This window comes from Roseateles asaccharophilus (assembly GCF_004362405.1).
In the GTDB taxonomy this organism is placed as follows: domain Bacteria; phylum Pseudomonadota; class Gammaproteobacteria; order Burkholderiales; family Burkholderiaceae_C; genus Kinneretia; species Kinneretia asaccharophila.
On record NZ_SNXE01000001.1, the window covers coordinates 1,044,890 to 1,067,434 of the forward strand.

Annotated in this window: 26 protein-coding genes and 1 pseudogene; 16 read left to right on the plus strand and 11 right to left on the minus strand. The window is 67.5% G+C overall.

What is annotated here, in order from left to right:
- The first annotated feature begins 129 nt into the window (after window positions 1–129).
- Complete coding sequence (locus DFR39_RS04590) at window positions 130–1,050, plus strand: porin (RefSeq protein ID WP_133602327.1); 921 nt, start codon at window positions 130–132, stop codon at window positions 1,048–1,050.
- Between the two features lie 104 nt (window positions 1,051–1,154).
- Here DFR39_RS04590 and ruvB read toward each other — a convergent pair whose 3' ends face one another.
- The 4 genes and pseudogenes from ruvB to DFR39_RS20450 form a co-directional block, all read right to left on the minus strand.
- Window positions 1,155–2,216: a Holliday junction branch migration DNA helicase RuvB gene (gene ruvB, locus DFR39_RS04595; RefSeq protein ID WP_133602328.1), complete on the minus strand. Its 1,062-nt coding sequence runs from the start codon at window positions 2,214–2,216 to the stop codon at window positions 1,155–1,157.
- The gene (ruvA, locus tag DFR39_RS04600) at window positions 2,213–2,782 is read right to left on the minus strand and encodes a Holliday junction branch migration protein RuvA (RefSeq protein WP_133602329.1); all 570 of its coding nucleotides are present in this window, start codon (window positions 2,780–2,782) and stop codon (window positions 2,213–2,215) included. The genes ruvB and ruvA overlap by 4 nt, the downstream gene beginning before the upstream one ends.
- Before the next feature lie 101 nt (window positions 2,783–2,883).
- Window positions 2,884–3,537, minus strand: a complete 654-nt coding sequence (locus DFR39_RS04605) for a response regulator (RefSeq protein WP_133602330.1) — start codon at window positions 3,535–3,537, stop codon at window positions 2,884–2,886.
- A 104-nt stretch (window positions 3,538–3,641) separates the two neighbouring features.
- Window positions 3,642–4,262, minus strand: a pseudogene (locus DFR39_RS20450) (sensor histidine kinase); the annotation flags it as partial.
- Window positions 4,263–4,977: 715 nt separating this feature from the next.
- Here DFR39_RS20450 and DFR39_RS04615 point away from each other — a divergent pair.
- Both DFR39_RS04615 and ybeY read left to right on the plus strand, forming a co-directional pair.
- A complete protein-coding gene (locus DFR39_RS04615; protein ID WP_211343808.1) occupies window positions 4,978–5,982 on the plus strand; it encodes a PhoH family protein in 1,005 nt (334 codons plus the stop codon).
- Complete coding sequence (gene ybeY / locus DFR39_RS04620; protein WP_133602333.1) at window positions 5,979–6,422, plus strand: rRNA maturation RNase YbeY; 444 nt, start codon at window positions 5,979–5,981, stop codon at window positions 6,420–6,422. Before DFR39_RS04615 ends, ybeY begins: the two co-directional genes overlap by 4 nt.
- A gap of 13 nt (window positions 6,423–6,435) precedes the next feature.
- Here the strand turns inward: ybeY and DFR39_RS04625 are convergent, their stop codons facing one another.
- Window positions 6,436–7,527, minus strand: coding sequence for a magnesium transporter CorA family protein (locus DFR39_RS04625; protein WP_133602334.1), 1,092 nt, complete (start codon window positions 7,525–7,527; stop codon window positions 6,436–6,438).
- A gap of 10 nt (window positions 7,528–7,537) precedes the next feature.
- Window positions 7,538–8,566 carry a porphobilinogen synthase gene (hemB, locus tag DFR39_RS04630; protein ID WP_246030671.1) on the minus strand — a complete coding sequence of 343 codons (1,029 nt, stop codon included), beginning with the start codon at window positions 8,564–8,566 and terminating at the stop codon, window positions 7,538–7,540.
- A 284-nt stretch (window positions 8,567–8,850) separates the two neighbouring features.
- On the opposite strand from hemB, the gene DFR39_RS04635 reads away from it, so the two are divergent.
- The 10 genes from DFR39_RS04635 to DFR39_RS04680 all read left to right on the plus strand — a co-directional run bounded on the left by DFR39_RS04635 (window position 8,851) and on the right by DFR39_RS04680 (window position 15,141).
- The gene (locus DFR39_RS04635) at window positions 8,851–9,279 is read left to right on the plus strand and encodes a CopD family protein (protein ID WP_133602336.1); all 429 of its coding nucleotides are present in this window, start codon (window positions 8,851–8,853) and stop codon (window positions 9,277–9,279) included.
- Window positions 9,280–9,281: 2 nt separating this feature from the next.
- Window positions 9,282–10,409: a VanZ family protein gene (locus tag DFR39_RS04640; RefSeq protein WP_133602337.1), complete on the plus strand. Its 1,128-nt coding sequence runs from the start codon at window positions 9,282–9,284 to the stop codon at window positions 10,407–10,409.
- A 49-nt stretch (window positions 10,410–10,458) separates the two neighbouring features.
- Window positions 10,459–10,785, plus strand: a complete 327-nt coding sequence (locus DFR39_RS04645) for a (2Fe-2S) ferredoxin domain-containing protein (protein ID WP_133602338.1) — start codon at window positions 10,459–10,461, stop codon at window positions 10,783–10,785.
- A gap of 11 nt (window positions 10,786–10,796) precedes the next feature.
- Window positions 10,797–11,414 carry an alpha/beta hydrolase gene (locus DFR39_RS04650; RefSeq protein WP_133602339.1) on the plus strand — a complete coding sequence of 206 codons (618 nt, stop codon included), beginning with the start codon at window positions 10,797–10,799 and terminating at the stop codon, window positions 11,412–11,414.
- Window positions 11,415–11,466: 52 nt separating this feature from the next.
- Window positions 11,467–12,615 (plus strand): D-alanyl-D-alanine carboxypeptidase family protein, encoded by a 1,149-nt coding sequence (locus tag DFR39_RS04655; protein WP_133602340.1) that lies wholly within the window; start codon window positions 11,467–11,469, stop codon window positions 12,613–12,615.
- Between the two features lie 41 nt (window positions 12,616–12,656).
- Window positions 12,657–13,532: a D-amino acid aminotransferase gene (locus tag DFR39_RS04660; RefSeq protein WP_133602341.1), complete on the plus strand. Its 876-nt coding sequence runs from the start codon at window positions 12,657–12,659 to the stop codon at window positions 13,530–13,532.
- Between the two features lie 14 nt (window positions 13,533–13,546).
- A complete protein-coding gene (locus tag DFR39_RS04665; RefSeq protein ID WP_133602342.1) occupies window positions 13,547–13,822 on the plus strand; it encodes a DUF493 family protein in 276 nt (91 codons plus the stop codon).
- Window positions 13,823–13,959: 137 nt separating this feature from the next.
- Window positions 13,960–14,112 (plus strand): DUF3149 domain-containing protein, encoded by a 153-nt coding sequence (locus DFR39_RS04670; protein WP_133602343.1) that lies wholly within the window; start codon window positions 13,960–13,962, stop codon window positions 14,110–14,112.
- 48 nt (window positions 14,113–14,160) lie between these two features.
- Window positions 14,161–14,844 carry a Crp/Fnr family transcriptional regulator gene (locus DFR39_RS04675; RefSeq protein ID WP_133602344.1) on the plus strand — a complete coding sequence of 228 codons (684 nt, stop codon included), beginning with the start codon at window positions 14,161–14,163 and terminating at the stop codon, window positions 14,842–14,844.
- A gap of 102 nt (window positions 14,845–14,946) precedes the next feature.
- Complete coding sequence (locus tag DFR39_RS04680) at window positions 14,947–15,141, plus strand: YgaP family membrane protein (RefSeq protein ID WP_133602345.1); 195 nt, start codon at window positions 14,947–14,949, stop codon at window positions 15,139–15,141.
- 22 nt (window positions 15,142–15,163) lie between these two features.
- Here the strand turns inward: DFR39_RS04680 and DFR39_RS04685 are convergent, their stop codons facing one another.
- Entirely contained in the window at window positions 15,164–16,459 is a 1,296-nt protein-coding gene (locus DFR39_RS04685) for a leucine-rich repeat-containing protein kinase family protein (RefSeq protein ID WP_133602346.1), read from the minus strand.
- 142 nt (window positions 16,460–16,601) lie between these two features.
- On the opposite strand from DFR39_RS04685, the gene DFR39_RS04690 reads away from it, so the two are divergent.
- The gene (locus DFR39_RS04690; RefSeq protein WP_133602347.1) at window positions 16,602–17,420 is read left to right on the plus strand and encodes a hypothetical protein; all 819 of its coding nucleotides are present in this window, start codon (window positions 16,602–16,604) and stop codon (window positions 17,418–17,420) included.
- A 21-nt stretch (window positions 17,421–17,441) separates the two neighbouring features.
- On the opposite strand, the gene DFR39_RS04695 is transcribed toward DFR39_RS04690, so the two are convergent.
- On the minus strand, window positions 17,442–18,104 hold the full coding sequence (locus tag DFR39_RS04695; RefSeq protein ID WP_133602348.1) for a tetratricopeptide repeat protein: 663 nt from the start codon (window positions 18,102–18,104) through the stop codon (window positions 17,442–17,444).
- A gap of 96 nt (window positions 18,105–18,200) precedes the next feature.
- Between DFR39_RS04695 and lipB the strand changes: the two genes are divergently transcribed.
- Complete coding sequence (lipB, locus tag DFR39_RS04700) at window positions 18,201–18,869, plus strand: lipoyl(octanoyl) transferase LipB (RefSeq protein WP_133602349.1); 669 nt, start codon at window positions 18,201–18,203, stop codon at window positions 18,867–18,869.
- 33 nt (window positions 18,870–18,902) lie between these two features.
- Complete coding sequence (lipA, locus tag DFR39_RS04705) at window positions 18,903–19,904, plus strand: lipoyl synthase (protein WP_133602350.1); 1,002 nt, start codon at window positions 18,903–18,905, stop codon at window positions 19,902–19,904.
- A 15-nt stretch (window positions 19,905–19,919) separates the two neighbouring features.
- Here the strand turns inward: lipA and DFR39_RS04710 are convergent, their stop codons facing one another.
- The 3 genes from DFR39_RS04710 to DFR39_RS04720 are packed head-to-tail and all read right to left on the minus strand — an operon-like array spanning window position 19,920 to window position 22,476.
- Complete coding sequence (locus tag DFR39_RS04710) at window positions 19,920–20,756, minus strand: substrate-binding periplasmic protein (protein ID WP_133602351.1); 837 nt, start codon at window positions 20,754–20,756, stop codon at window positions 19,920–19,922.
- Window positions 20,757–20,771: 15 nt separating this feature from the next.
- The gene (locus tag DFR39_RS04715) at window positions 20,772–21,284 is read right to left on the minus strand and encodes a TlpA family protein disulfide reductase (protein ID WP_133602352.1); all 513 of its coding nucleotides are present in this window, start codon (window positions 21,282–21,284) and stop codon (window positions 20,772–20,774) included.
- 46 nt (window positions 21,285–21,330) lie between these two features.
- Complete coding sequence (locus DFR39_RS04720; RefSeq protein ID WP_133602353.1) at window positions 21,331–22,476, minus strand: sensor histidine kinase family protein; 1,146 nt, start codon at window positions 22,474–22,476, stop codon at window positions 21,331–21,333.
- Between the last annotated feature and the right edge of the window lie 69 nt (window positions 22,477–22,545).

Consider the following 22,545-nt stretch of genomic DNA (forward strand, 5'->3'; position numbering starts at 1 on the left):
TATCACAGCACTGTTGCGAATTCGCGTCGGTCGGCATTCGGTCTTACCCTAGCCCTCCTATACTGCGGCCACATCACCGAAAAAGATCGGGCGACAGCCCGGCTTCCCTTCAACTCTCAAAGGCAGATGATGAAAAAGATCGCTCTCGTGGCCGCCCTGGCCGCTATCTCCGCTTCGGCTTTCGCCCAAAGCTCCGTGACCCTGTACGGTCGCATCAACACCACCGTGGAAAGCCAGAAGGAAGGCACCGCTGACCGCAAGGTGGTCGTGGCCAACAACAGCTCGCGTTTCGGCTTCAAGGGCACGGAAGACCTGGGTGGCGGCCTGAAGGCCTCGTTCAAGCTGGAAAGCGGCCTGAACTCCGACGACGGCCGTGCCGCCTCGACCTTCTGGGGTCGTGACGCCTATGTGGAGCTGGGTGGTTCCTTCGGCGCCGTGCGTCTGGGCAACTTCACGCCCGAGTCCTACTTCGCCACCGCTGACTACGTCAGCATGCACAACCACGACACCGGCTCGTCCAGCGACGCTCTGTACGGCGGCCCGTTCCGTTCGTCCAACAAGATCGGCTACTTCACCCCGACCTACAACGGTTTCAGCGCCAGCGCTTCCGTGTCGGCCGGCGAAGGCCAAGCTGGTCAAGAGAAACTGTTCGACCTGGCTGCCAACTACGTGGGCGGCCCTCTGCACCTGGGCGCCGGCTACAGCAAGGAAGGCGACCGCTCGCAGATCGCCGTCCGCGGTCTGTATGAGCTGGGCGCTTTCACCTTCGGTGGCTACTACCAGCGTGCCGACGACGGCGCTCAGAACCGCAATGTGTATCGCGCTTCGGGCATGTACACCCTGGGTCAGTCCGAGTTCCACGTGAACTACGGCGCTACCCAAGGCAAGGGTGCCTTCGCCGCTCAAGGCAAGACCAACCAGTTCACCCTGGGCTACAACTACAACCTGAGCAAGCGCACCAAGGTGTACGCGTACTACACCGACGTGGACGCCAAGCTGAACAGCAAGGATTTCAGCTCCCTGGCTGCTGGCATCCGCCACAACTTCTGATCTCCGGCTCAGCTGTGAGAAAGGCGCCCCTCGGGGCGCCTTTTCTTTTGGCCGCTAGATTCTTGGTGCTGAGCCGCCGAGTGTGATGGATCTTGGCGGTCGGCCTACTCGTCGAAGAGCTGTCCGGCCGATTTGGGCGGGGCCACGCCCAGGTGGCGGAAGGCCGCCAGGGTGGCAATGCGGCCGCGCGGGGTGCGCTGCAGATAACCCTGCTGGATGAGATAGGGCTCGATCACGTCCTCGATGGTGCCGCTCTCCTCGCCGATGGCGGCCGCCACATTGTCCAGGCCGACCGGGCCGCCGTCGAAGCGGTGCACCACGGCCTCCAGCAGCTTGCGGTCCATCAGGTCGAAGCCCTGCGGGTCCACATCCAGCATGGCCAGGGCCTTGTCGGCGATGGGTTTGGTGATGCGCCCATCTCCCTTGACCTCGGCATAGTCACGCACCCGACGCAGCAGGCGGTTGGCGATGCGGGGCGTGCCGCGTGAGCGGCGCGCCACTTCCAGCGCGCCCTCGGGGTCGATGGGCGCGTTGAGCAGGCCGGCCGAGCGTGTCACGATGCGCTGCAGCTCCTCAGCCGTGTAGAACTCCAGGCGTGCCACGATGCCGAAGCGGTCGCGCAGCGGATTGGTCAGCATGCCGGCGCGGGTGGTGGCGCCCACCAGGGTGAAGGGCTGCAGGTCCAGCTTGATGGAGCGGGCGGCCGGCCCCTCGCCGATCATGATGTCGATCTGGTAGTCCTCCAGCGCGGGGTAGAGGATTTCCTCGACCACGGGCGAGAGCCGGTGGATCTCGTCGATGAAGAGCACATCGTTGCGCTCCAAGTTGGTCAGGATGGCGGCCAGGTCCTTGGGTTTCTCCAGCACCGGGCCCGAGGTCTGGCGCAGGTTCACGCCCAGCTCGGCCGCGATGATGTGGGACAGGGTGGTCTTGCCCAGGCCCGGCGGGCCGAAAAGCAACACATGGTCCAGGGCTTCGGCGCGCTTGCGGGCCGCGCCGATGAAGATCTCCAGCTGCTCGCGCGCCTTGCTCTGGCCCACATACTCGTCCAGCAGCTTGGGCCGCAGGGCGCGCTCGATGGCGTCCTCGTTGGGCGAGCTGGAGGCGGCGCTGATCAGGCGCTGCTGCTGCGGTGCGGGCGCGAAATCGTCGGTCTGTATGCTCATGACAGCTTCTTCATGGCCAGCTTGATGCCCTCGCTGACGCCGACATCGGGCGGCAGGGCCTTGAGCGCCGCGCCGGCCTCCTTCTCGCTATAGCCCAGGGCGATCAGGGCTTGAAGGATGTCGGCCTGAGCATCGTTGGCCACGCTGACCGGCTGGCTCAGATCCGGCCCCAGCTTGCCCTTGAGCTCCAGCAGCAAGCGCTCGGCCGTTTTCTTGCCGATGCCCGGCACCTTGACCAGGCGGCCGCTCTCCTGCTTGGACACGGCCTGGGCCAGCTCGGCCACCGAGAGGCCGGAGAGCAGGGACAGGGCCATCTTGGGGCCCACGCCGCTGATCTTGATCAGCTGGCGGAAGGTGTTGCGCTCTTCGGCGGTGAGGAAGCCGAAGAGCACATGGGCATCCTCGCGGATGCTCAGATGCGTCAGCAGGCTGGTGCGCTCGCCCAGGGCGGGCAGGTTGTAGAAGGTGCTCATGGGCACGTCGAGCTCGTAGCCGACGCCTTGCACATCGATGAGAACCTGCGGGGGCGACTTTTCCGCGATGACGCCGCTGAGCTTGCCGATCATGAGCGCGGATTATCCGCGTTTGGCGCGGGTCGGCTGGATATTCGTCCAGTGTTTTTGCGGTGGCGCGTGTTGAACGCGCCACCGCGCCGGGCGGGCCCGGCTCAGTTCCTGCCGAAGAGGCCCAGGCGCTGTGCTTCCAGCGCGGCCTCGGCGCGCGAGCTCACATTGAGCTTGCGGTAGATCTGCTTCACATAGTCGGCAATGGTGTGGCGCGACAGGCCCAGCTGCACGCCGATCTCGGGCAGTGTGAAGCCCTTGGCCACGCGCAGCAGAACCTCGGTCTCGCGGTCGGTGAGCGAGACCTCGTGCAGCAGGGCATTGGCCTGGGGGCGGCTCTGGGCCGCGAAGTAGGAAATCACCTTGCGTGCAATCGAGGGGGACAGCGGCGGCTCGCCCTGGCTGATGCGTTGCAGCTGCTCCACCAGCAGCTCGCGCGACTGTTCCTTGAGCAGATAGCCGAAGGCGCCGGCCTGGAGCGCGGGGAACAGGTGCTCGTCATCGTCGTGGATGGTCACGATGACGGACTGCACCTCGGGTTGATGTTCCCGCAGCGCCGTCACCACCTCCACCCCCGAGCCGTCCGGCAGGCCCAGATCCAACAAAGCCAGGGTGAAGCGCTGGGTCTGCACCTGCTTGAGCGCATCCTGCACCCGCGAGCACTCGGTGATCTGGGCGTTGGCGAAGATCTGTTTCACCAAGGCCTTGAGCCACGCGCGGATCTCGGGGATGTCTTCGAGCAGGAGGATGTGGTTCATGTCTGAGGTTTCTTTCTTTGCCCGCGTGGGTCGCGAGGCCCGGAGGTGGCAACTTAGCGCTTATCGGCAGGCTTGCCAATGTCTGCAGCCCGCCATCGACTCATTCACAGGGGGATCGTGAGACGGATCACGGTTCCCCAGCCTGGCCCCGATTCCACCAGGCACTGGCCATGCATCTGCTTGGCGCGGGACTTCATGCTGGCCATGCCGTGGCCGCGATCCAGGCGGCCATCCAGCTCGGTGGAGATGCCCTGCCCGTTGTCCTGGATCACGACCTGGAAGTCGCCGTCTTTGACCGCGCAGCTGACGATGCAGTGGGTGGCGCCGCTGTGCTTGATGATGTTGCTGACCGATTCGCGCAGGATGCGCGTGGTCTGCACATAGGCGCGTGCGGGCAGGGTGTGGACCACATCCTCGGCCGGGGCCTTCCACTCGGCCAGGATATTGGCCTGGCCCAGGCGCGAAACCACCTCGGCCCGCCAGTCGCCCAGGGCGTCCAGCAAGTGCACCGGCTTGCCGGTCAGGCCGCGCACCGACAGGCGCATCTCCTCCAGGGCCTCGCGCGCCAGGGTGGAGATGCGGTCGGATTCGCTGGTGTGCACGATGGTCAAGAGCTTCGCGCCCAGATCGTCGTGCAGATCCGCGGCGATGCGTTTGCGCTCGCGCTCGGTCACCTGCTCCAGCTTCTGTTCGGCCAGCTCGCTGTAATTGCGCTCGATCTCGCTGACCTTGGATTGCACATGCTGCTCCAGCTCCAGCTGGCGCCGCTCGGCCTCGTCGCGAGCCTGGGCAAAGCTCAAGACCAGCTGCATGCCCAGGGCCAAGCCCAACACGGGCAGCACATAGGGCAGCACTGGCCAGGGGCCCAGCTCGGCCGCCAGGGCCACCACGGCCCCAACCAGCAGTGCCGGGGCGGGGCCCTCGCCGAGCAGCAGGCCGGGATTGCGCAGGCGCAGCAGCAGGGCTGCCGCCGTTTCCAGTATCAAGAGCACGGACCAGCCGCGGCTCAGCCAGGGTGCATGCTCGGGCAGCAGCAGCAGACTGGTCGGCAGGGCTAGTCCTTGTGCGACCAAGGCCGCCAGCAGCCAGCTCGGCTTGCTCCCCATGCTGCGCAACAGATAGATGATCAGGCAGGCCACCGCCCAGGCCATCAGAGCAAGGGAGAGATGCAGGGCCTGGCCCGGAGGCCAGGCGGCTGCTGCGCTGGCGAGGGACCACAGCCCCATGGATGCCGCCAGCCAGGACCAGTGGCGCTCGCGCGCATGGCGGGCGGCCAGCAGACCCAGCAGCACGGCCATGGGCAGCAGCATGAGGCCCAGCAGCAGGGAGAGGCTTGTGCTTTGCATGGGGGGCGATTGTGCAGTAAGCCTGTGACGGCAGCGTAGCCCTCCAAGGGGCGACAATCGGAGCCCGATGCCGCAGCCCGCGCGAGATTCCGCCTTGATACTCAGACCGCAATTCACCCCCATAGACAACACCCGCCTGTCCCACCTCTGTGGCACGCTGGACGAGCATCTGCGCCAGATCGAGGCCGCACTGGGGCTGCGCATTACAAGAAGGCAGGAGCAGTTCCGCATCGAGGGCCCCAAGGCCGCAGCTCAGCGGGCGCAGACCCTGCTGCAGGCGCTGTACGAGCGTGCGCGTCGCGCCATTCCGGCCGAGACCCTGCAGCTGGCCATTGCCGAGGCCCTGGCCGACCTGGGTGCAGCCCCGGCACGCGAGCGGGCGGTGGCCGGTGCGCCGGCGGCGGGCGAGGATGTCGTGCTGCGCACCCGTCGCGCCGACCTGGCGGGCCGCACGCCCAACCAGCACCAGTACCTGCGCCAAATCCTGGCCAGCGACATCAGCTTCGGCATCGGCCCCGCCGGCACCGGCAAGACCTTTCTGGCCGTGGCCTGCGCGGTGGATGCGCTGGAGCGCTCCTCGGTGCAGCGAATCATCCTGACCCGTCCCGCGGTGGAGGCCGGCGAGCGCCTGGGCTTTCTGCCCGGCGACCTGACGCAGAAGGTGGACCCCTATCTGCGCCCGCTCTACGACGCGCTCTATGACCTGATGGGCTTCGACCGCGTGAACAAGGCCTTCGAGAAGGGCCAGCTGGAGATCGCACCCCTGGCCTTCATGCGCGGCCGCACGCTGAACCACGCCTTCGTGATCCTGGACGAGGCGCAGAACACCACGCCCGAGCAGATGAAGATGTTCCTCACCCGCATCGGCTTTGGCAGCAAATGCGTGGTGACGGGCGACACCAGCCAGATCGACCTGCCCAAGGGCGTGCCCAGCGGGCTGGTCGATGCCGAGCAGGTGCTGGCCCGGGTCAAGGGCATTGCCATGACCCGCTTCACCAGTGCCGATGTGGTGCGCCACCCCCTGGTGGCGCGCATCGTCGAGGCCTATGAGCGCCGGCAGAAGAAGCGCGATGCCGGCCGCCAGGAGGGTGCCGCATGAGCCGCCCCGAACTGAGCCTGTCCCTGCAGTTTGCCGACCCGCGCCACAAGGCCCAGCTGCCGCGCCACAAGGTGGCGCGCTGGATACGCGCGGCCTTGGAGCTGCCGGGCGAGATCGCGGTGCGCATCGTCGATGCCGAGGAAGGGCGCCTGCTCAACCACGAGTTTCGCGGCAAGGACTACGCCACCAATGTGCTTACCTTCGACTACAGCCACGAGCCCGTGGTGGGTGCCGATCTGGTGATCTGTGCCGAGGTGGTGGAGCGCGAGGCGCGCGAGATGGGCATCGCCCTGGTGGATCACTACGCCCATATGCTGGTGCACGGCACCCTGCATGCCCAGGGCTATGACCACGAGGAAGACGACGAGGCCGAGTGCATGGAGGCGCGCGAGAGCGAGATCCTGCAGGCTCTGGGCTTCGCCGACCCCTACGCCCGTTGAAGGCCCGCGCGGCTCACTGCCGGCTGCTCAGATAGCGTTTGCGCCAGAAGAAGGCCGCCAGGCCCAGGCCCACGGCCAGCATCAGGCCGAAGGCCACCCAGAAGCCGGTGGCGCTGTGGATCAGGGGCAGGGCATCGAAGTTCATGCCGAAGATGCCGGTGATCAGGTTCAGCGGCAGGAAGATGGCGGTCAGCACCGTCAGCGTGCGCATGATGTTGTTGGTGCGGTGACCCAGGGCCGAGAAGTGCATTTGCACCGCCGACTCGGCCGAGGACTCCAGGCGCCGCACATGCGAGAGCACGCGCTCCACATGCTCCAGCACATCGCGTGAGCGCACCCGCAGCAGCTCGCGCTCGCGCTGCTGCGGTGCCGATTCGGCCGGCGGCCATTCCTCCAGCGCGTCCAGCCACTCCTGCACGGCGCTGCGCTGGTCTTCGCAGACATCCTCCAGCAGGGTCAGCAGATTGCGGGCCTCCAGCAGCTGGGGCCAGTCGGCAAAGCGGCTGCGCGGGTCCAGCAGCTGCTGCTGCAGCGCGCCCAGCTCGCGGCTGAGCAGGCGGCGCAGCTCCAGATAGCTGTCCACCATATGGTTGACCATGCGCAGCATCAGGTCCGCCGGGCTCTGCGGCAGCCGGGCATTGCCGCGGTAGTCGGCCGCGCCCTGGGCCAGGCGGCCCAGACGCTCGGCGAAGAAGTCGCGCACCTGGCAGTCACCGGGGTGCACGCTCAGGAGCACCCGGTCGAAGATCACAAAGCCCACCGGGCTGGTGGCCACCGTCGCGAGCGCGCGCTGCGGCGGGCGTGGCGCGGCGCTCTCGTCCGGCGCCGCCTCCAGCAGCGCCGAGCCCAGGCGGCGAAAGACCAGCAGGTCGTACCAGGAGGTGTAGTCGAAATGCGAGGGCAGCTGCGGGTTCAGCAGGTCGGAGATGTGCAGATCCACCAGCTGGCCGCCGGCCCAGGCCTGCAGCTTTTCCTGCACCGCGGCCACGCGCTGGCCGAACTCGGTCTGCGTGCAGCTGATCCACACAAAGCCCTGGGCAGGCAACTCGGCCGGCAGGGCCTCGAGCTCGAGAAAGCGATCGTTCTGGACGTGGAAGAGACGCATCAGCCGCGCATCAGCCCCGCTTGAGCAGGCGTGCCGCTTCCAGCGCGAAATAGCTCAGCACCCCGTCGGCGCCCGCGCGCTTGAAGGCCAGCAGCGATTCCATCATCACCGCATCATGGTCCAGCCAGCCATTGGCGGCGGCCGCCTTGACCATGGCGTACTCGCCGCTCACCTGGTAGGCGAAGGTGGGCACGCGGAATTCCTCCTTGACGCGGCGCACGATGTCCAGATACGGCATGCCGGGCTTGACCATCACCATGTCCGCGCCTTCGGCCAGGTCCAGCGCCACTTCGCGCAGGGCCTCGTTGCTGTTGCCGGGGTCCATCTGGTAGGTCTTCTTGTCGGCCTTGCCCAGATTGGCCTTGGAGCCCACCGCGTCGCGGAAGGGGCCGTAGAAGGCGCTGGCGTACTTGGCGCTGTAGGCCATGATGCGGGTGTGCACATGGCCTGCGCCCTCGAGCGCCTGGCGGATGGCGCCCACGCGGCCATCCATCATGTCGCTGGGCGCCACGATGTCCACCCCGGCCTGCGCCTGCATGCAGGCTTGGCGCGCCAGGATGTCCACCGTCGTGTCATTGATGATGTAGCCCGTCTCATCGACCACGCCATCCTGGCCATGGCTGGTGTAGGGGTCCAGCGCCACATCGGTGAGCAGGCCCAGCTGGGGCAGTTCGGCCTTGAGTGCACGCACCACGCGCGGCACCAGGCCGTCAGGGTTGGTGGCTTCGCGGCCGTCGGGCGTCTTCAGCGCGGGGTCGATCACGGGGAACAGGGCCATCACCGGAATGCCCAGGGCCACGCACTCGTGGCCCAGTTCCAGCAGCTTGTCCAGGCTCAGGCGCGAGACCCCGGGCATGGAGGGCACGGCCTCGACACGGTTCTCGCCCTCATGCACAAAGACCGGCAGGATCAGGTCACTGGCTTGCAGCACATGCTCGCGCACCAGGGCGCGGGTGAAGGCATCGCGGCGCAGGCGGCGCGGACGGCTGGCAGGGTAGGCGGCGGGGATGGCGGCTGCGGCGCGGCGAAAGGCGGACAAGGGCGGGACTCCGTGAGCAAAGGTGGGACGCAGGGCGGAGTGTGCCAATGTGCTCACTCTACGCAACATCCCGTAGAGACGCGGCCGGACGTCCTCTGATAAACTTGTCACCGAATGATAGCCGCAAGGTGGTCGTTCCCTGCTTTTCCTCCCTGAGCAGGAGCCTTAACGTGATGACAGCGAAAAGGCTTTCTAACCCCGGCTGATGGCCGGGGTTTTTTTTCGCCCAGCGCGCGCGCTCGTGCCACCACGGGCCGTGCTCGGCCGCCGCTTATGATGGCCCGATGCTCTGGATCAAAGCTTTCCACATCGTCTTCGTGGCCGCCTGGTTTGCCGGCCTGTTCTATCTGCCCCGCATCTTCGTGAACCTGGCCATGGTGCCGACGGACAGCCATGCCGAGCGCGAGCGTCTGCTGCTGATGGGGCTCAAGCTCTACCGCTTCACGAGCTTACTGATGATTCCGGCCCTGCTGCTGGGCCTGGTTTTGTGGCTGTACTACGGCATCGGCCACGGCCCGGGCAATGGCTGGATGCATGCCAAGCTCGCGCTGGTGCTGCTGGCCATCGGCTATCACCACTACTGCCGCGCCCTGCTGCGCCGCTTTGAGCAGCTGGCCAACAAGCGCAGCCATCGCTGGTTCCGCGTCTTCAACGAGGTGTCAGTGCTGGGCTTCGCCGCCATCGTGATCCTGGTGGTGGTCAAGCCCTTCTGAGCATGGCCTGGCTGCCCCCCCGCCTGCCGCGGCGCCCCAGCTCGGCAAGCCTGCTGGCCCTGGCCTATGCCGTGCTGGTGATTTATGCCAGCCTCTATCCCTTCGGGCCCTGGGCCTGGCCGCCCGGCCTGAAGGCCGGCGATCTGATCGGTCTGCCCTGGCCCAAGTACTGGGGCGGCTTTGATGTGGAGGCCAATCTGGCCGGCTATCTGCCCCTGGGCCTGCTGGTCTATGCGGCGGTGGTGCGCAGCGGTGGGTCCCTGCTGCTGGCCCTGGGCCTGGGCCTGGGACTGGCGCCTCTGTTGTCTTTCGGCATGGAGACCTTGCAATACTTCCTGCCGCGCCGCGTTCCCTCCCTGGTGGACTGGTGGCTCAATACCGCCGGCGCCGCCGCCGGCGTGCTGCTGGGCTTGCTGCTGCACCTGATCGGCGGGCTCACGCGCTGGCAGGCGCGGCGCGAGCACTGGTTCGTGCCGCACAGCGCCGGGGCCCTGGCCCTGCTGGCGCTCTGGCCCATGGGTCTGCTCTTCCCCGCGCCCGTGCCCCTGGGCCTGGGCCAGGTGCTGCCGCGCCTGCGCGAGCTGGCGGCCAGCGCGTTGGAGGACACGCCCTGGGACCTGCAGTGGGATCAGGCCGCGAGCCTGGCCGACAGCCCGCCGCTGCCGCCTGGTCTGGAGGGCCTGACCATCGCCCTGGGCCTGCTGGCGCCCTGCGTGCTGGCGCTCTCGGTGGCGCGGCCGGGCTGGCAGCGCCTGCTCCTGGTCTTTGGTGCAGCGGGTCTGGGCGTGCTGGGCACGGCCCTGTCCACCGCGCTGAACTTTGGCCCTCAACATGCCTGGGCCTGGCTCACGCCCAGCAGCTGGCCGGGCCTGGCCCTGGGTCTGGGCCTGGCGTGCATGCTCTGCGCCTGCTCGCGCCGCGCTTGCGCGGCCTGGGGTCTGGTGGCGGTGTGCGCCCTGATCGGGCTGGTGAGCGAGGCGCCGGGTGATCCCTATCTGGCCCAGAGCCTGCAGGGCTGGGAGCAGGGGCGCTTCATCAGCTTCTATGGCCTGGCGCAATGGGTGGGCTGGCTCTGGCCCTTTGGCGTGCTGGCCTGGCTGCTGCGCCTGCTGGTGCGGCGGGAGTCCTGAGCCGGCCCGTGCCGAGCCGGGGAAAACCCGGCCTGCCTACAATCGGGCCATGAGCTATTTCCAGCGCCACATCTTCTTCTGCCTCAACCAGCGCGAGAACGGCGAGGCCTCCTGCGCCCAGCACGATGCGCAAGCGGGCTTCGAGCACTGCAAGTCGCGCGTCAAGCAGCTGGGCCTGGCCGGCAAGGACGGCGTGCGGGTCAACAAGGCCGGCTGCCTCGACCGCTGCGCTGGCGGGCCGGTGGCCGTGGTCTATCCCGATGCGGTCTGGTACACCTATGTGGACCAGAGCGATATCGACGAGATTGTCGAGAGCCATCTGAAAAACGGTCAGGTCGTCGAGCGCTTGGTGCTGCCCGACAACGTCGGGCGCTGAGGTCCGGGCCCATGAATTCCCAGACCGAGAAGCGTCTGATCGAGGGGCCGGTCGGCGCCATCGAATGCGCCATCGACCAGCCCGCCGCCGAGCGCGCGCTGCGTGGCGTGGCCGTGATCTGCCACCCGAATCCCACCCAGGGTGGGACCATGGACAACAAGGTGGTGCAGACCCTGGCGCGCGCCTTTCTGCAGCTGGGCTACCGCACGGTGCGCTTCAACTTCCGCGGCATCGGCCGCTCGCAGGGCGGCTGGGATGAGGGTCGTGGCGAGGTGGACGATGCCCTGGCCGTGATCGCCGCGCACCGCGAGGCGGGCCTGCCCCTGGCCCTGGCCGGTTTTTCCTTCGGCGGCTATGTGGCCTCGCGGGCCCACCAGGCCCTGCCGGAGGACCAGCGCCCCGAGCGCCTGGCCCTGGTGGGGCCTGCCGCCAGCCGCTTCGACATGGCGCCCGTGCCCGCCGACACCCTGGTGGTGCATGGCGAGGTGGACGATGTGGTGCCGCTCGCCGCCGTTCTGGACTGGGCGCGCCCGCAGGCGCTGCCGGTGACCGTGGTGCCCGATGTGGGCCATTTCTTTCACGGGCAGCTGCCGCTGCTGCGTGACATCGTGGTGCGTGGCTGGCATTGAGCCGGTTCATGTGCCGTCTTCTCGCTCGTTTCCCCTTGCTGCCTCTGTTCCGATGAAGCGTTTGTTTGCCTTTGCGCTGGCCGCTGCCGCGGCCTTCAACACCCTGGCCCAGGCTCCGCAGCCGCCCGAGATCGCGGCGCGCAACTACCTGCTGCTTGATGTCACCGCCAACAAGGTGCTGGCCGAGCGCGAGGCCGATGTGGCCCAGGATCCGGCCTCGCTGACCAAGCTGATGACGGCCTACATCGTCTTCAATGCACTCAAGGAGAAGCGCCTCACGCTGGACCAGCCCCTGACCGTGTCCAAGCGTGCCTGGGACGAGCGCAAGGGCGATCCCTCCTTGATGTTCATCGACACCACGATGACGCCCAAGGTGGATGAGCTGCTCAAGGGCATGATCATCCAGAGTGGCAACGACGCCTCGGTGGCCCTGGCCGAGGGCGTGGGCGGCACGGTGGAGCAGTTCGTCGCCATGATGAACCGCCAGGCTCAGGCCTGGGGCCTGAAGAACACCCAGTTCAAGAATGTGACCGGCATCACCGAGCCCGGCCACAAGAGCTCGGCCCGCGATATGGCCGTGATCGCCTCGCGCATCATCCAGGACTTCCCCGAGTACTACACCTACTACTCGCAGCGCGACTTCACCTTCAACAAGATCAAGCAGCACAACCGCAATCTGCTGCTGGGCCGGGATCCCAGCGTCGATGGCATGAAGACCGGCTACACCGATGCCGCCGGTTATTGCCTGGTGTCCAGCGCCCAGCGCGACTTCCCCAATGGCAAGCGTCGCCTGCTGAGCGTGGTGATGGGCACGGCCTCCAAGGAGGCCCGCGCCGCCGAGAGCCAGAAACTGCTGAACTGGGGCTATGCGGCCTTTGACGCGGTGCGCCTGTTCGACAAGGATCAGGCCGTTTCCACCGTGCCGGTCTGGAAGGGCGCTGCGCCCGAGGCCAAGCTGGGCGCCCTGGGCCCGGTCTTCGTGGCCGTGCCGCGCGGCGAAGGTGGCAAGCTGCAGACCAAGGTCGAGCGTACCGACCCCCTGGTGGCCCCGCTCACCAAGGGTCAGCGCGTGGGCACGCTCAAGGTCACCACGACCGGCGGCGTGGCCGTGGCCGAGGTGCCCCTGGTGGTTCAGCAGGACGTGCCCCTGGCCGGCATCTTCGGCCGCGCCTGGGACTCCATCCGCCTGTGGATCAAGTAAGGCTTTGAGCCTATGCTGAGCACTCTGTCCAGGAGGTGCGCATGACCGAGCTGCCCGAGCTTCAGTGCTATCTGAACGGCGAGTATGCCCCCCTGGCCGAGGCCAAAGTCTCGGTCATGGATCGCGGCTTCATCTTCGGCGACGGTGTCTACGAGATGATCCCGGTCTATGCGCGGCGCCTGTTCCGCTTTGCCCAGCATATGGACCGGCTGGATCGCAGCCTGTCCAAGCTCCGCATCTCCAACCCCCTGAGCCGTGATCAGTGGCTGGCCGTGTGCCGCCGGCTGATTGCAGACTTGGGGGTCGAGGACCAGTGGGTGTATCTGCAGATCACGCGCGGTCCCGCGCCCCGCAACCATGTGATGCCCGAGGACTGCGAGCCCACGGCCTTTGCCTATGCCCAGCCGGCGCGCCTGCCCACGGCCGAGCAGCGCCATCACGGTGTGGCCTGCGTCAGCGCGCGTGACTTCCGCTGGGAGCGTGGCGATATCAAGAGCACCTCCTTGCTGGGCAATGTGCTGGCCCGCCAGATCTCGGCCGATGCCGGTGCGCTCGAAACCCTTTTGTTCCGCGACGGCCATCTGACCGAGGCCTCGGCCTCCAATGTGTGGATCGTCAAGGAAGGCGCCCTGCTGGGCGTGCCCAAGAGCGAGCAGGTGCTGGAGGGCATCCGCGTGGAGTTGCTGCGCGAGCTCTGCGAGGACTGCGGTATCGCCTTCAATCTGCGCCCCATCGCCGAGAGCGAGGTCTTCACGGCGGACGAAATCCTGATCAGCTCGGCCACCAAGGAGATCCTGCCCGTCACCACGCTGGACCATGAGCCCGTGGGCCATGGCGCCCTGCGTGGCAAGCCGGGGCCGGTCTATGCGCGCCTGTACGAGGCCTACCAGCGGGCCAAGCCCCTGCAATCGATCTGAAAGACCGAAACACCATGCGTGACATACCCCCTGAAGAGTCGCTGATCGAGTACCCCTCGCGCTTTCCCATCAAGGTGATGGGCGCGCATGTGGAGGGTTTTATCGAGGCCATCACCCGTGTGGCGCTGCAGTTCGACCCCGAGTTTGACGCCGCCACCATCGAGCAGCGGCCCAGCAAGGGTGGCAACTACCTGGGTCTGACCCTCACCATCACGGCCACCAGCCGCGAGCAGCTCGATGAGCTCTACCGCACCCTGACCACCCATCCCATGGTCAAGGTTGTGCTCTGAGCGAGCCGTGCTGAGCGCAATGCGCTAGATCCATGGACGTCTGGGGACTGCGTGCCTGCACCGGGTTTGTGCCAGCACAAACTGGCCAGTGCGACACAGGCGTTGAATAGAGGCATCGCAATCGATGGAGTGTTTCGATGCAAGCGTTGCAAGTCCTGTTCGGCACCGACGTCGGCCTGATGAGCGTGGCGGTGATCGCCATCACCTTGGGCATGGGCGGCTTCTATCTGCACTTCTTTCTGAAGCACATGCATGAGGACGAGGCCCGCCAGCAGCGCGGCCAGCGCTGAGCTCTCACGGCGCTGCGGCTCGGCCGACATGCCAATTCATGAGGCCGCATGAATCCCAGCGCGCCAAACGCCGCACAGATTGACGAGCTGATGGCGCGGTATCCGGCCGTAGCCAACCTGCCCGCTGCACTGCGCAATACGGTACTGACCCGGCACGCGCTCGCACTGCAGGTGCCAGCTGGAAGCTTGCTGTTCGGGGAGGGGCAGCCCTGCCAAGGGTTCCCCATGGTGCTCCGGGGCGAGGTGCGTGTGGCCCGCGGCGCGCCCAACGGGCGTTCGCTGGAGCTCTACCGGGTGCAGCATGGCGAGCTCTGCGTGGCGTCGACCTCTTGTCTCTTCGGTCATGCGGTGTTGGCGGCCCACGGGGTGAGCACGGAAGCCTGCGAGTTGATCGTGCTGGATCCTCAAGGCTTCGCCTTGTGGACCGCCGATGAAGGTTTTCGCCGCTACGTGTTCGGCATCTTCGCCGAGCGTATTGCCGAGCTCATGGCCCTGGCCGAGGCCGTGGCCTTCCAGCGCCTTGATCAGCGCTTGGCCGGGGCCTTGCTGGGGCATGGCGCCGTGCTCCAGACCACGCACCAGCAGCTTGCTGATGAGTTGGGCACGGTCCGCGAAATCGTCACCCGCCTGCTCAAGCGCTTCGAGCGGGAGGCTTGGTTGAGTTTGGGGCGCGAGCGTATCGAGATCCTGGACCCCGCGGCCTTGCGGAGGCTGGCATCGGGACAGGCTTAAGTGACCCCGGTCACAGACCGGCGTCGCTGCCGCTGCCACAGTGTCGGCGCGGAGTGTGAATTCCGCAGTTTCCTGAACTACTCAACAGCGAGGGCTTGAATCATGAAGAGCAATGTCGGCGGTATCGACCGCATCCTGCGCATCGTCGTGGGTGTCGCCCTGATCGCGGCGGCAGCTACCGGCACCCTGGGCCCATGGGCTTACCTGGGCGTGGTGCCGCTGCTGACGGGCGTCTTGCGTTTTTGCCCCGCCTACCCCCTGCTGGGAATGAACACCTGCCCAGCCAAGCAGAACTGAGGCCGGCGGAGCCGACCCGCGTTCAGCACAGCGCCCGCGCGATCGCCGCAAACAGCGGCCGATCCGCGGGCGTTTCCACGAGGCAGGCCTGCATCAGCGCCATCCAGGCGGCCGGTGGCTCGCCCTCGCAGCGCGCCAGCAACTCCTCCAGCAGATAGCCAAAGGCCCGCACCTCCAGGCGCTGCAGGGCCAGGGCCTGGGCCGTGCCCGGCTCGAACAGGCTGGCCGCACCGAAATCGCCCAGATAGGCCTGGCCGCCGGGGCCGTGCAGCAGATTGTGGGCATAGAGATCGCCGTGGCTGATGCCGCGCTCGTGCAGCTGGGCCAGGGCCGCCGCTACCGTGCCGGCCAGGCGCTGCAGGGCGGCCGGGCTCAGGCGCAGGGCCTCGGGATAGATGTCGCGGGTGCAGGAGTCCAGGCTGGGCGGGCCGGCCAGGGCGCGGAAGCTGGGCGGGATCAGGGGCATGAAGAGGCCGGCGCGGCCCTCGGGGTGCGCCTGCAGCCGGCCCGTCACCGGGATCAGGCCCGGGTGGCTGCCGGCGGCCAGCCAGGCCGCCATCTCGCTGTGTGGCCAGCCATCGCTGGTGACCTCGCCCTTGAAGAGCTTGAGTGCCAGGGCCTGGTCCTCGCACTCCACACGGTGGATCACCCCCGAGGCGCCCTCGCCCAGGCGCTCGTGCAGGCGCAGAGCCGTCCAGGGCCGATGGGGCACGGGCGTGTGGGCCAGGGCGGCCTGCTCGCGCGCCTCGCTGAAGGGGTTGCCGCCACAGGCCAGCCAGGCCAGGCGCGGCAGCCGCAGCAGGCCCTCGGGCAGGGCCTCCAGCCGGTTGGCGGAGATGCGCAGCAGCTCCAGCTGCCGGGCCTGGGCCAGGCTCTGCGGCAGGGCGCGCAGACGGTTGCCGGCCAGGGCCAGCTTCTGCAGGCGGGGTCGCTCGCCCAGGGCCTCTGGCAGTTGCTCGAGCGCGTTGTCGGTAAGGATGAGCCAGCGCAGTCGCGGCGGCAGGGCGGCGGCGCTCACCTGCTCGATGCGGTTGCTCTTGAAGCCCACCATCTCCAGCTGCGCGCAGCGGCCCAGCACCTCGGGCAGGACGGTGAAGCGGTTGGCCGAGGCGAAGACGATGCGCAGTCGCGGCAGCGTTGCCAGGGCCTCGGGCAGGGTCTCCAGGGCATTGCCCGAGACATCCAGGACTTCCAGGGTCTGGGCAATGGCCGGCTCGAAGAGCTCGGGCGGCAGGGCCGTGAGCCCGGCGCCGTTCAGGCTGATGCGCGCGCTGCCGGCCAGGGCGCCGGCGCGCAGTTGTTCAAGGGTGTGGGACACGCGGTGTAGCCAAGAAGAATCAGGGAGCCCCGGGCCTGAGCGCCCGGCGGGCCCCGATTGTCGCTGCGGGCTCCGGGGTGGCCATGATCCATTCGGGCCATGCTTGCCGCGCGGCGCGTGGCACGGTTACGCTCATGGCGCAATGTCATCATTTCGCCATATTTTTTCGCTAGGCCCCGCCGCGGCGGACGCGCGGGTGTTGCTGTGGTGGCGCTTGCTCTGCGCCCTGGCCCTGCTGAATGTGGGCCTGTGGTTCGCCATGCTGCATCTGGGGCCGGTGGGCAGCCCCTATGGCGAGGCGCATCTAGCCTTGTCGGGCGTCTATGTGCTGGTCTGCGCCTACCGCTCGGTGCTGCCGCGGGTGGACCTGGAGCGTCTGGTGGTGGTGGACAGCCATCTCTCCAGCATCTTTCTGGGCCGTGCCGCGGCCACCGTGGCCGAGATCTGCTTTGCCCTGCAGCTGGGCCTGCTGGTGCATCAGCTGGCCGGCCATGCGGACCTGCCCGGCGTGCAGCGCGCGGCCTGGGCCATTCCGGTCTTCATGACCCTGGCCCAGGGCTTTTGCTGGCACAGCGTGCTCACGCTCAACCACATCACCCAGGCCGTGGAGTCCCTGCTCTGGGCCGCGGGCTTCACGCTGATGGCTGCGCTGCTGGGCCTGATCGCGGTCAATAGCGATGGCTGGGTGCCTGCCCTGGCCGGCTTCGGCATCGTGGGCGCCCTGGCCTTTGTGAGCTATGTGCTGATGGTGGATGCGCCCATGTACTGGCGCCGCTACCAGCAGGGCCGCGCCCGCGGCCAGGCCTATATGCCGCTGGACCAGGGCGCGCGCGACGCCTGGCGCCGCCGCGTGCCCAGCGGCAGCTGGGCGGCCTGGAAGGCCGATGCCCTCTGGCTCACGCCCTACTTCAGCGTGGGCGTCTGGGTGAGTCTGGCCATGGTCTGGGTGCCCGGCGCCTGAGGCGGGCCGGCGGCGCCGGACTCAGGCGCCCTGCAGCCGGGCGTCCAGCTCCTTGAGCTTGGCGGGCGCGGCCTCGTCGCCATTGCGGGCGGCGATGTCGTACCAGTAGCGCGCCAGGCGCAGATCCCGGTCCACGCCCAGGCCGCTCTCGTACATGGAGGCGATCAGGTACTGCGCGCCCACATCGCCGTTCTTGGCCGCCTCGCGGTACCAGTGCGCGGCCTGGCCCATGTCTTGCGGCAGGCCGCGACCCAGGTAGTAGGCCGTGGCCAGCTGCACCTGACCGTCCACGCTGCCCTGGGCGGCGGCCAGGCCCCACCAATGGACGGCGCGACGCAGGTCCGGTTTGCCGGCAAGGCCCTGCTCATGCCACTGGCCCAGAGCCAGCTGGGCGCGCACCAGCTTGTGGGCGGCGGCCCGCTCCAGCAGGCGGCGCGCCTCGGCCAGATCGGGCTTGGGCAACTCGCCGCGGATATGCATCATGGCCAGGTTGTAGTCGGCCAGGGGCAGGCCCTGGCGCGAGAGCTGGGTAAAGCCGCGCGCGGCCTGCTCCAACCGGCCGGCCGCGTAGGCCTCCAGGGCCTGCTCCAGCGGCGTGCTGGCCGCGGCGCCCGCGCTCAAGGCCAGGCCCAGCAGCAGGGCCAGCAGGGTCTTGCCGGGTTGCAGCGTGTTCAGGGTTCGCATGGGCGGTCTCGTGTGAGTGAACTGCGCTTGATCATCCTGCAGGCTCAGTCGCCCTGACAGGGGCAGGCCTTACGGGCTGCGGCTAACATCTTGCCCATGATTGTGAAAACCCTGGGGCGGGTTGAGTACGCGCCCACCGAGGCCGCCATGCGCGCCTTCACCGAGGCGCGCGGCCCGGACACCGAGGACGAGCTCTGGCTCTGCGAGCATCCCCCCACCTACACCCAGGGCCTGGCCGGTCAGGCCGGCCATGTGCTGAACCCCCAGGGCATCCCAGTGGTGCAGACCAACCGCGGCGGCCAGGTGACCTACCACGGCCCCGGTCAGGTGGTGGCCTATCCCCTGGTGGACCTCAAGCGCCTGGGAATCTTCGTCAAGGAATATGTGTTCCGCCTGGAAGCCGCAGTGATCCAGACCCTGGAGCAGTTCGGCGTCACCGGGCACCGTGTGGCGGGCGCGCCGGGCATCTATGTGCGCCTGGACGATCCCGGCGCCCATGGCGCGCTGAGCGGCCCGGCCGATCCCAGCGACCCCTTCAAGGGCCTGGGCAAGATCGCGGCGCTGGGCATCAAGGTCAGCCGTCACTGCACTTATCACGGCGCGGCGCTGAACGTGGCCATGGACCTGGCGCCCTTTCGCGGCATCAACCCCTGTGGCTATGCCGGGCTGGAGACGGTGGACCTCGCTAGAATCGGGGTTTCCACGGACTGGCCCGAGGTGGCCCGGCGATTCGGCGAGCGGCTTGCGGCCCAGCTGAGCCGCTGATTCTTCCGCATCCACAAGAAGCGAGCAGCCGCCATGGCAACCGAGAACGTGATCCACCAGGCGCAGAGCGCCGCTGACTACGATGCGTCAGCCAAGCAGAAGGCCCAGGCCAAGACCGCGCGCATCCCCATCAAGATCGTGCCGGCCGAGACCCTGAAGAAGCCGGACTGGATCCGCGTCAAGGCCGGCTCGCCCAGCACCCGCTTCTACGAGATCAAGCAGATCCTGCGCGAGCACAAGCTGCACACGGTCTGCGAGGAAGCCTCCTGCCCGAACATCGGCGAGTGCTTCGGCAAGGGCACGGCCACCTTCATGATCATGGGTGACAAGTGCACCCGCCGCTGCCCCTTCTGCGATGTGGGCCATGGCCGCCCCGATCCGCTGGACGTGAACGAGCCCGAGAACCTGGCCAAGACCATTGCCGCGCTCAAGCTCAAGTACGTGGTCATCACCAGCGTGGACCGCGACGATCTGCGCGACGGCGGCGCCGGCCACTTTGCCGAGTGCATCCGCAAGGTGCGCGAGCTCAGCCCCCAGACCCAGATCGAGGTGCTGGTGCCCGACTTCCGCGGCCGCATGGACCGTGCGCTGGACATCCTCAAGGCCGCGCCGCCGGACGTGATGAACCACAACCTCGAGACCGCGCCGCGCCTGTACAAGGAAGCGCGCCCGGGCTCGGACTACCAGTTCAGCCTGAACCTGCTCAAGCGCTTCAAGGAAGAAGTGCCGGGCGTGCCCACCAAGAGCGGCATCATGGTGGGCCTGGGCGAGACCGACGAGGAAATCCTCCAGGTCATGCGCGATATGCGTGCCCACAACATCGACATGCTGACCATCGGCCAGTACCTCGCTCCTTCCGGCCACCACCTGCCGGTGCGCCGCTATGTGCACCCGGACACCTTCAAGATGTTCGAGGAAGAGGCCTACAAGATGGGCTTCACCCATGCAGCCGTGGGCGCCATGGTGCGCAGCAGCTACCACGCCGACCAGCAGGCTCACGAGGTGCTGAACGTCGGTGCTCGCGAAGTGCCTTGAAGCCGATTTGGCGAATCAGCGGTAGCCGACGCGGCTCCTGAATTCGTCGAGCATGCGCTGATAGCTGCCATCCCTGCGCATCTGGTTCAGGCCTTGACCGAACTGCAGGGCCAGGCGCTCGCCCTGCGGATGCTGCTTAGAGAAGGCCAGCCAGAAGCCGTCCATAGAGACGATGCCTGTGCGCCTGACCCGGCCACGGAATTCGGGCGTTTTGTCGATTCGCATGGAGCCCGGCGTTCGATTGAGCAAGATGTAGTCGACACGCCGGCTCAACAGCATGCGGATGAGTGCCGTGTCCGAGACCGCGCTGAACTTCTGGATACGGCCGTCATGCATGAACTCGCTGGGGTAGGTGTAGCCGTTCGTATAGGCCACGCGCTTGCCGCGCAGATCGGACAAGCGCATCTCCGACGCGGCGTCCTCCACGCGTCCGTAGATGGACAACTCCTCTTCGAACATCGCCGGCTGATGCCAGACATAGTCGCTCCGGTTGTCGTCGGTGATCGTGGCGTTGAAGCAGCCCGCCACCTGTCCGGTCTTGGCATACAGCATGCAGCGAGCGAAGGGCACGGAGATGATCTTGACAGTCAGGCCCTGAGAGGCAAAGACGGCGCGCACCAAGTCGACGGCGAAGCCCACAGGCGCGGCCTGAGGCTCGGCAGTCGATGCCGCGCTGTAAGGGGGCCAGTCGTCCTCCCCCGCCAACACGATTTCGGCGGCCTGCTGCGCAGGGGGCGCTGATTGCGCGCATGCTGACGAATATCCGCCAAGCATCAGTGCCAGAGTCAGGGTGGCCCTGGCCACCAAGTCCCCGAGATGAAGTGCCTGCCGCAGAATGCAAGAGGCCGGCATGCGAGGCTCCGATGCTCAGCCGGCTTCTGCCAGCAGCTTTTCGACCAGACCGTGCAGCGCGGCGAAGTCCGGCGTACCCACATAGCGCTTGACGATCTCGCCGCGCTTGTTGATCAGTAGGGTGGTGGGGGTCAGCTGGATATCGCCGAACTTCTGGGCGATTGCCCCGGTGTTGTCGATGGCCACGCCGAAGGGCAGCTTGCGGCTGGCGGCGAAGTTGGCCACATAGGCCGGCGGGTCGTAGCTCATGGCCACGGCCAAGGTGTCGAAGCCGCGGGCCTTGAACTTCTCGTGGGTGGCGACGATCTCGGGCATTTCGGCTACACAGGTGGTGCAACTGGTGGCCCAGAAGTTCACCAGCATGACCTTGCCCTGCCACTGGGCGGAGTCGAATTTGCTGCCATCCAGCAGCACATAGCTGATGGCGGGGGCTTTGTCCCGCTGACCCAGGCTTTGGTAGGTCAGCAGGCCTGCGCCGGCCAGCAGCGCCACGGCCAGCAGGGGCCCGAGAAGTCGGCTTGCTTTCATGGCTGGCAGTGTAGATCAGGGGGGCAGCGCCCGCAGCGCAGCGTGTCTACTGCGGCTTGGACAGCTCGAATCGCAACACCGACGGCAGGGCGTCGTCGACGTGGCTCCGCGAGATGCGCGCAATGCCCTCAGGCGTGGCGGTGGAGAGTTGCGTCAGTTGCTCGCCGTCCAGGACTTCGATGAAGCAAAGCCCCGGCGCATCCAGGCTCAGGTCCTGACGCAGGCGCTCCAGTTCGGGGCTGCGCAGGGCGCTTTCAAAAAGAATGACGTGAGGCAGGCCTTCGGCGCAGAAGTCCGCGGCCTGCGCGACGGAGTCGACCGCGTCTGTCAGCAGGCCCATATGCTGCACGGCGGACTGCAGCTGGCTGCGCAGTTCCTGGCGTGGCGAGACGATGAGCAAATGGCTGCCCGTCAGCGGCTTGGCGGCTGCAGCGGGTTCGATCACGGGCGGCGCTGGCGGCGCGGGCGCGTCGTCCTCACCCATGGTCTGGGGGAACTCCAGGGTGAGCACGGTGATGCCGGCCTGGTCTTCGCGCAGCGGCAGCACACCCATGGTGAGTGCGGTCTGTTCAACCAGCCGCCAAGCCAGGGAGTTGAGCGTGGCGGGGGGCTCGGCGGTGTTCAGGGCGGCCTGCGTCAGGTCCTGGGAGCGGTGGGCGAAGCGGCACACCAGCCTCGCCTTGTGAGGCCAGGGCGTCAGATCCAGGCGCAGGTCGATGGAGGAATGGGTGCTGTTCAGCGCCCAGTCCATCAGGGCATTGAGCAGGGAATGCATCAGCGCACCGTCGGCCATGACCTCGATGGGCTTGAGCATCTGGCGTATCTGAATGCCGCGGGCCTGGGTGTCCCGGCTGCGCTGGGCCAGCACGCCGCGCAGCAGCTGGGCCAGGTGCAGGCGCTCGCGGGCCAGGCGCAGCCTGCCCGAAGCCAGGCGGGCCAGTTGCTGACCCAGCATGCCGGCCTCGCGGGCATGTCCCACGGATTCGCGCAAGGTTCGCAGGCTCTGGCGATCGATCTGACCGGTGACGGTCAGGTTGTGGATGCGTTCCAGGGCCGCGGACAAGGGGCCTGCAATTTCGGCGCCCAGCTGCTGCATGATCTGAGCCCATTGCGCCGCGGTCAGCTCCTGCGCCACATCATTGGCTGCGCCCGTGATGGGCGCGGCTGTGGGGGCGGGTTTGGGGCTTTCCATGGGCGAGGCTGGCTGCGCTGTTGGCGATGGCTGTCTGAATGGGGTGGGGCGGTGGGAGCGGTCGCCATG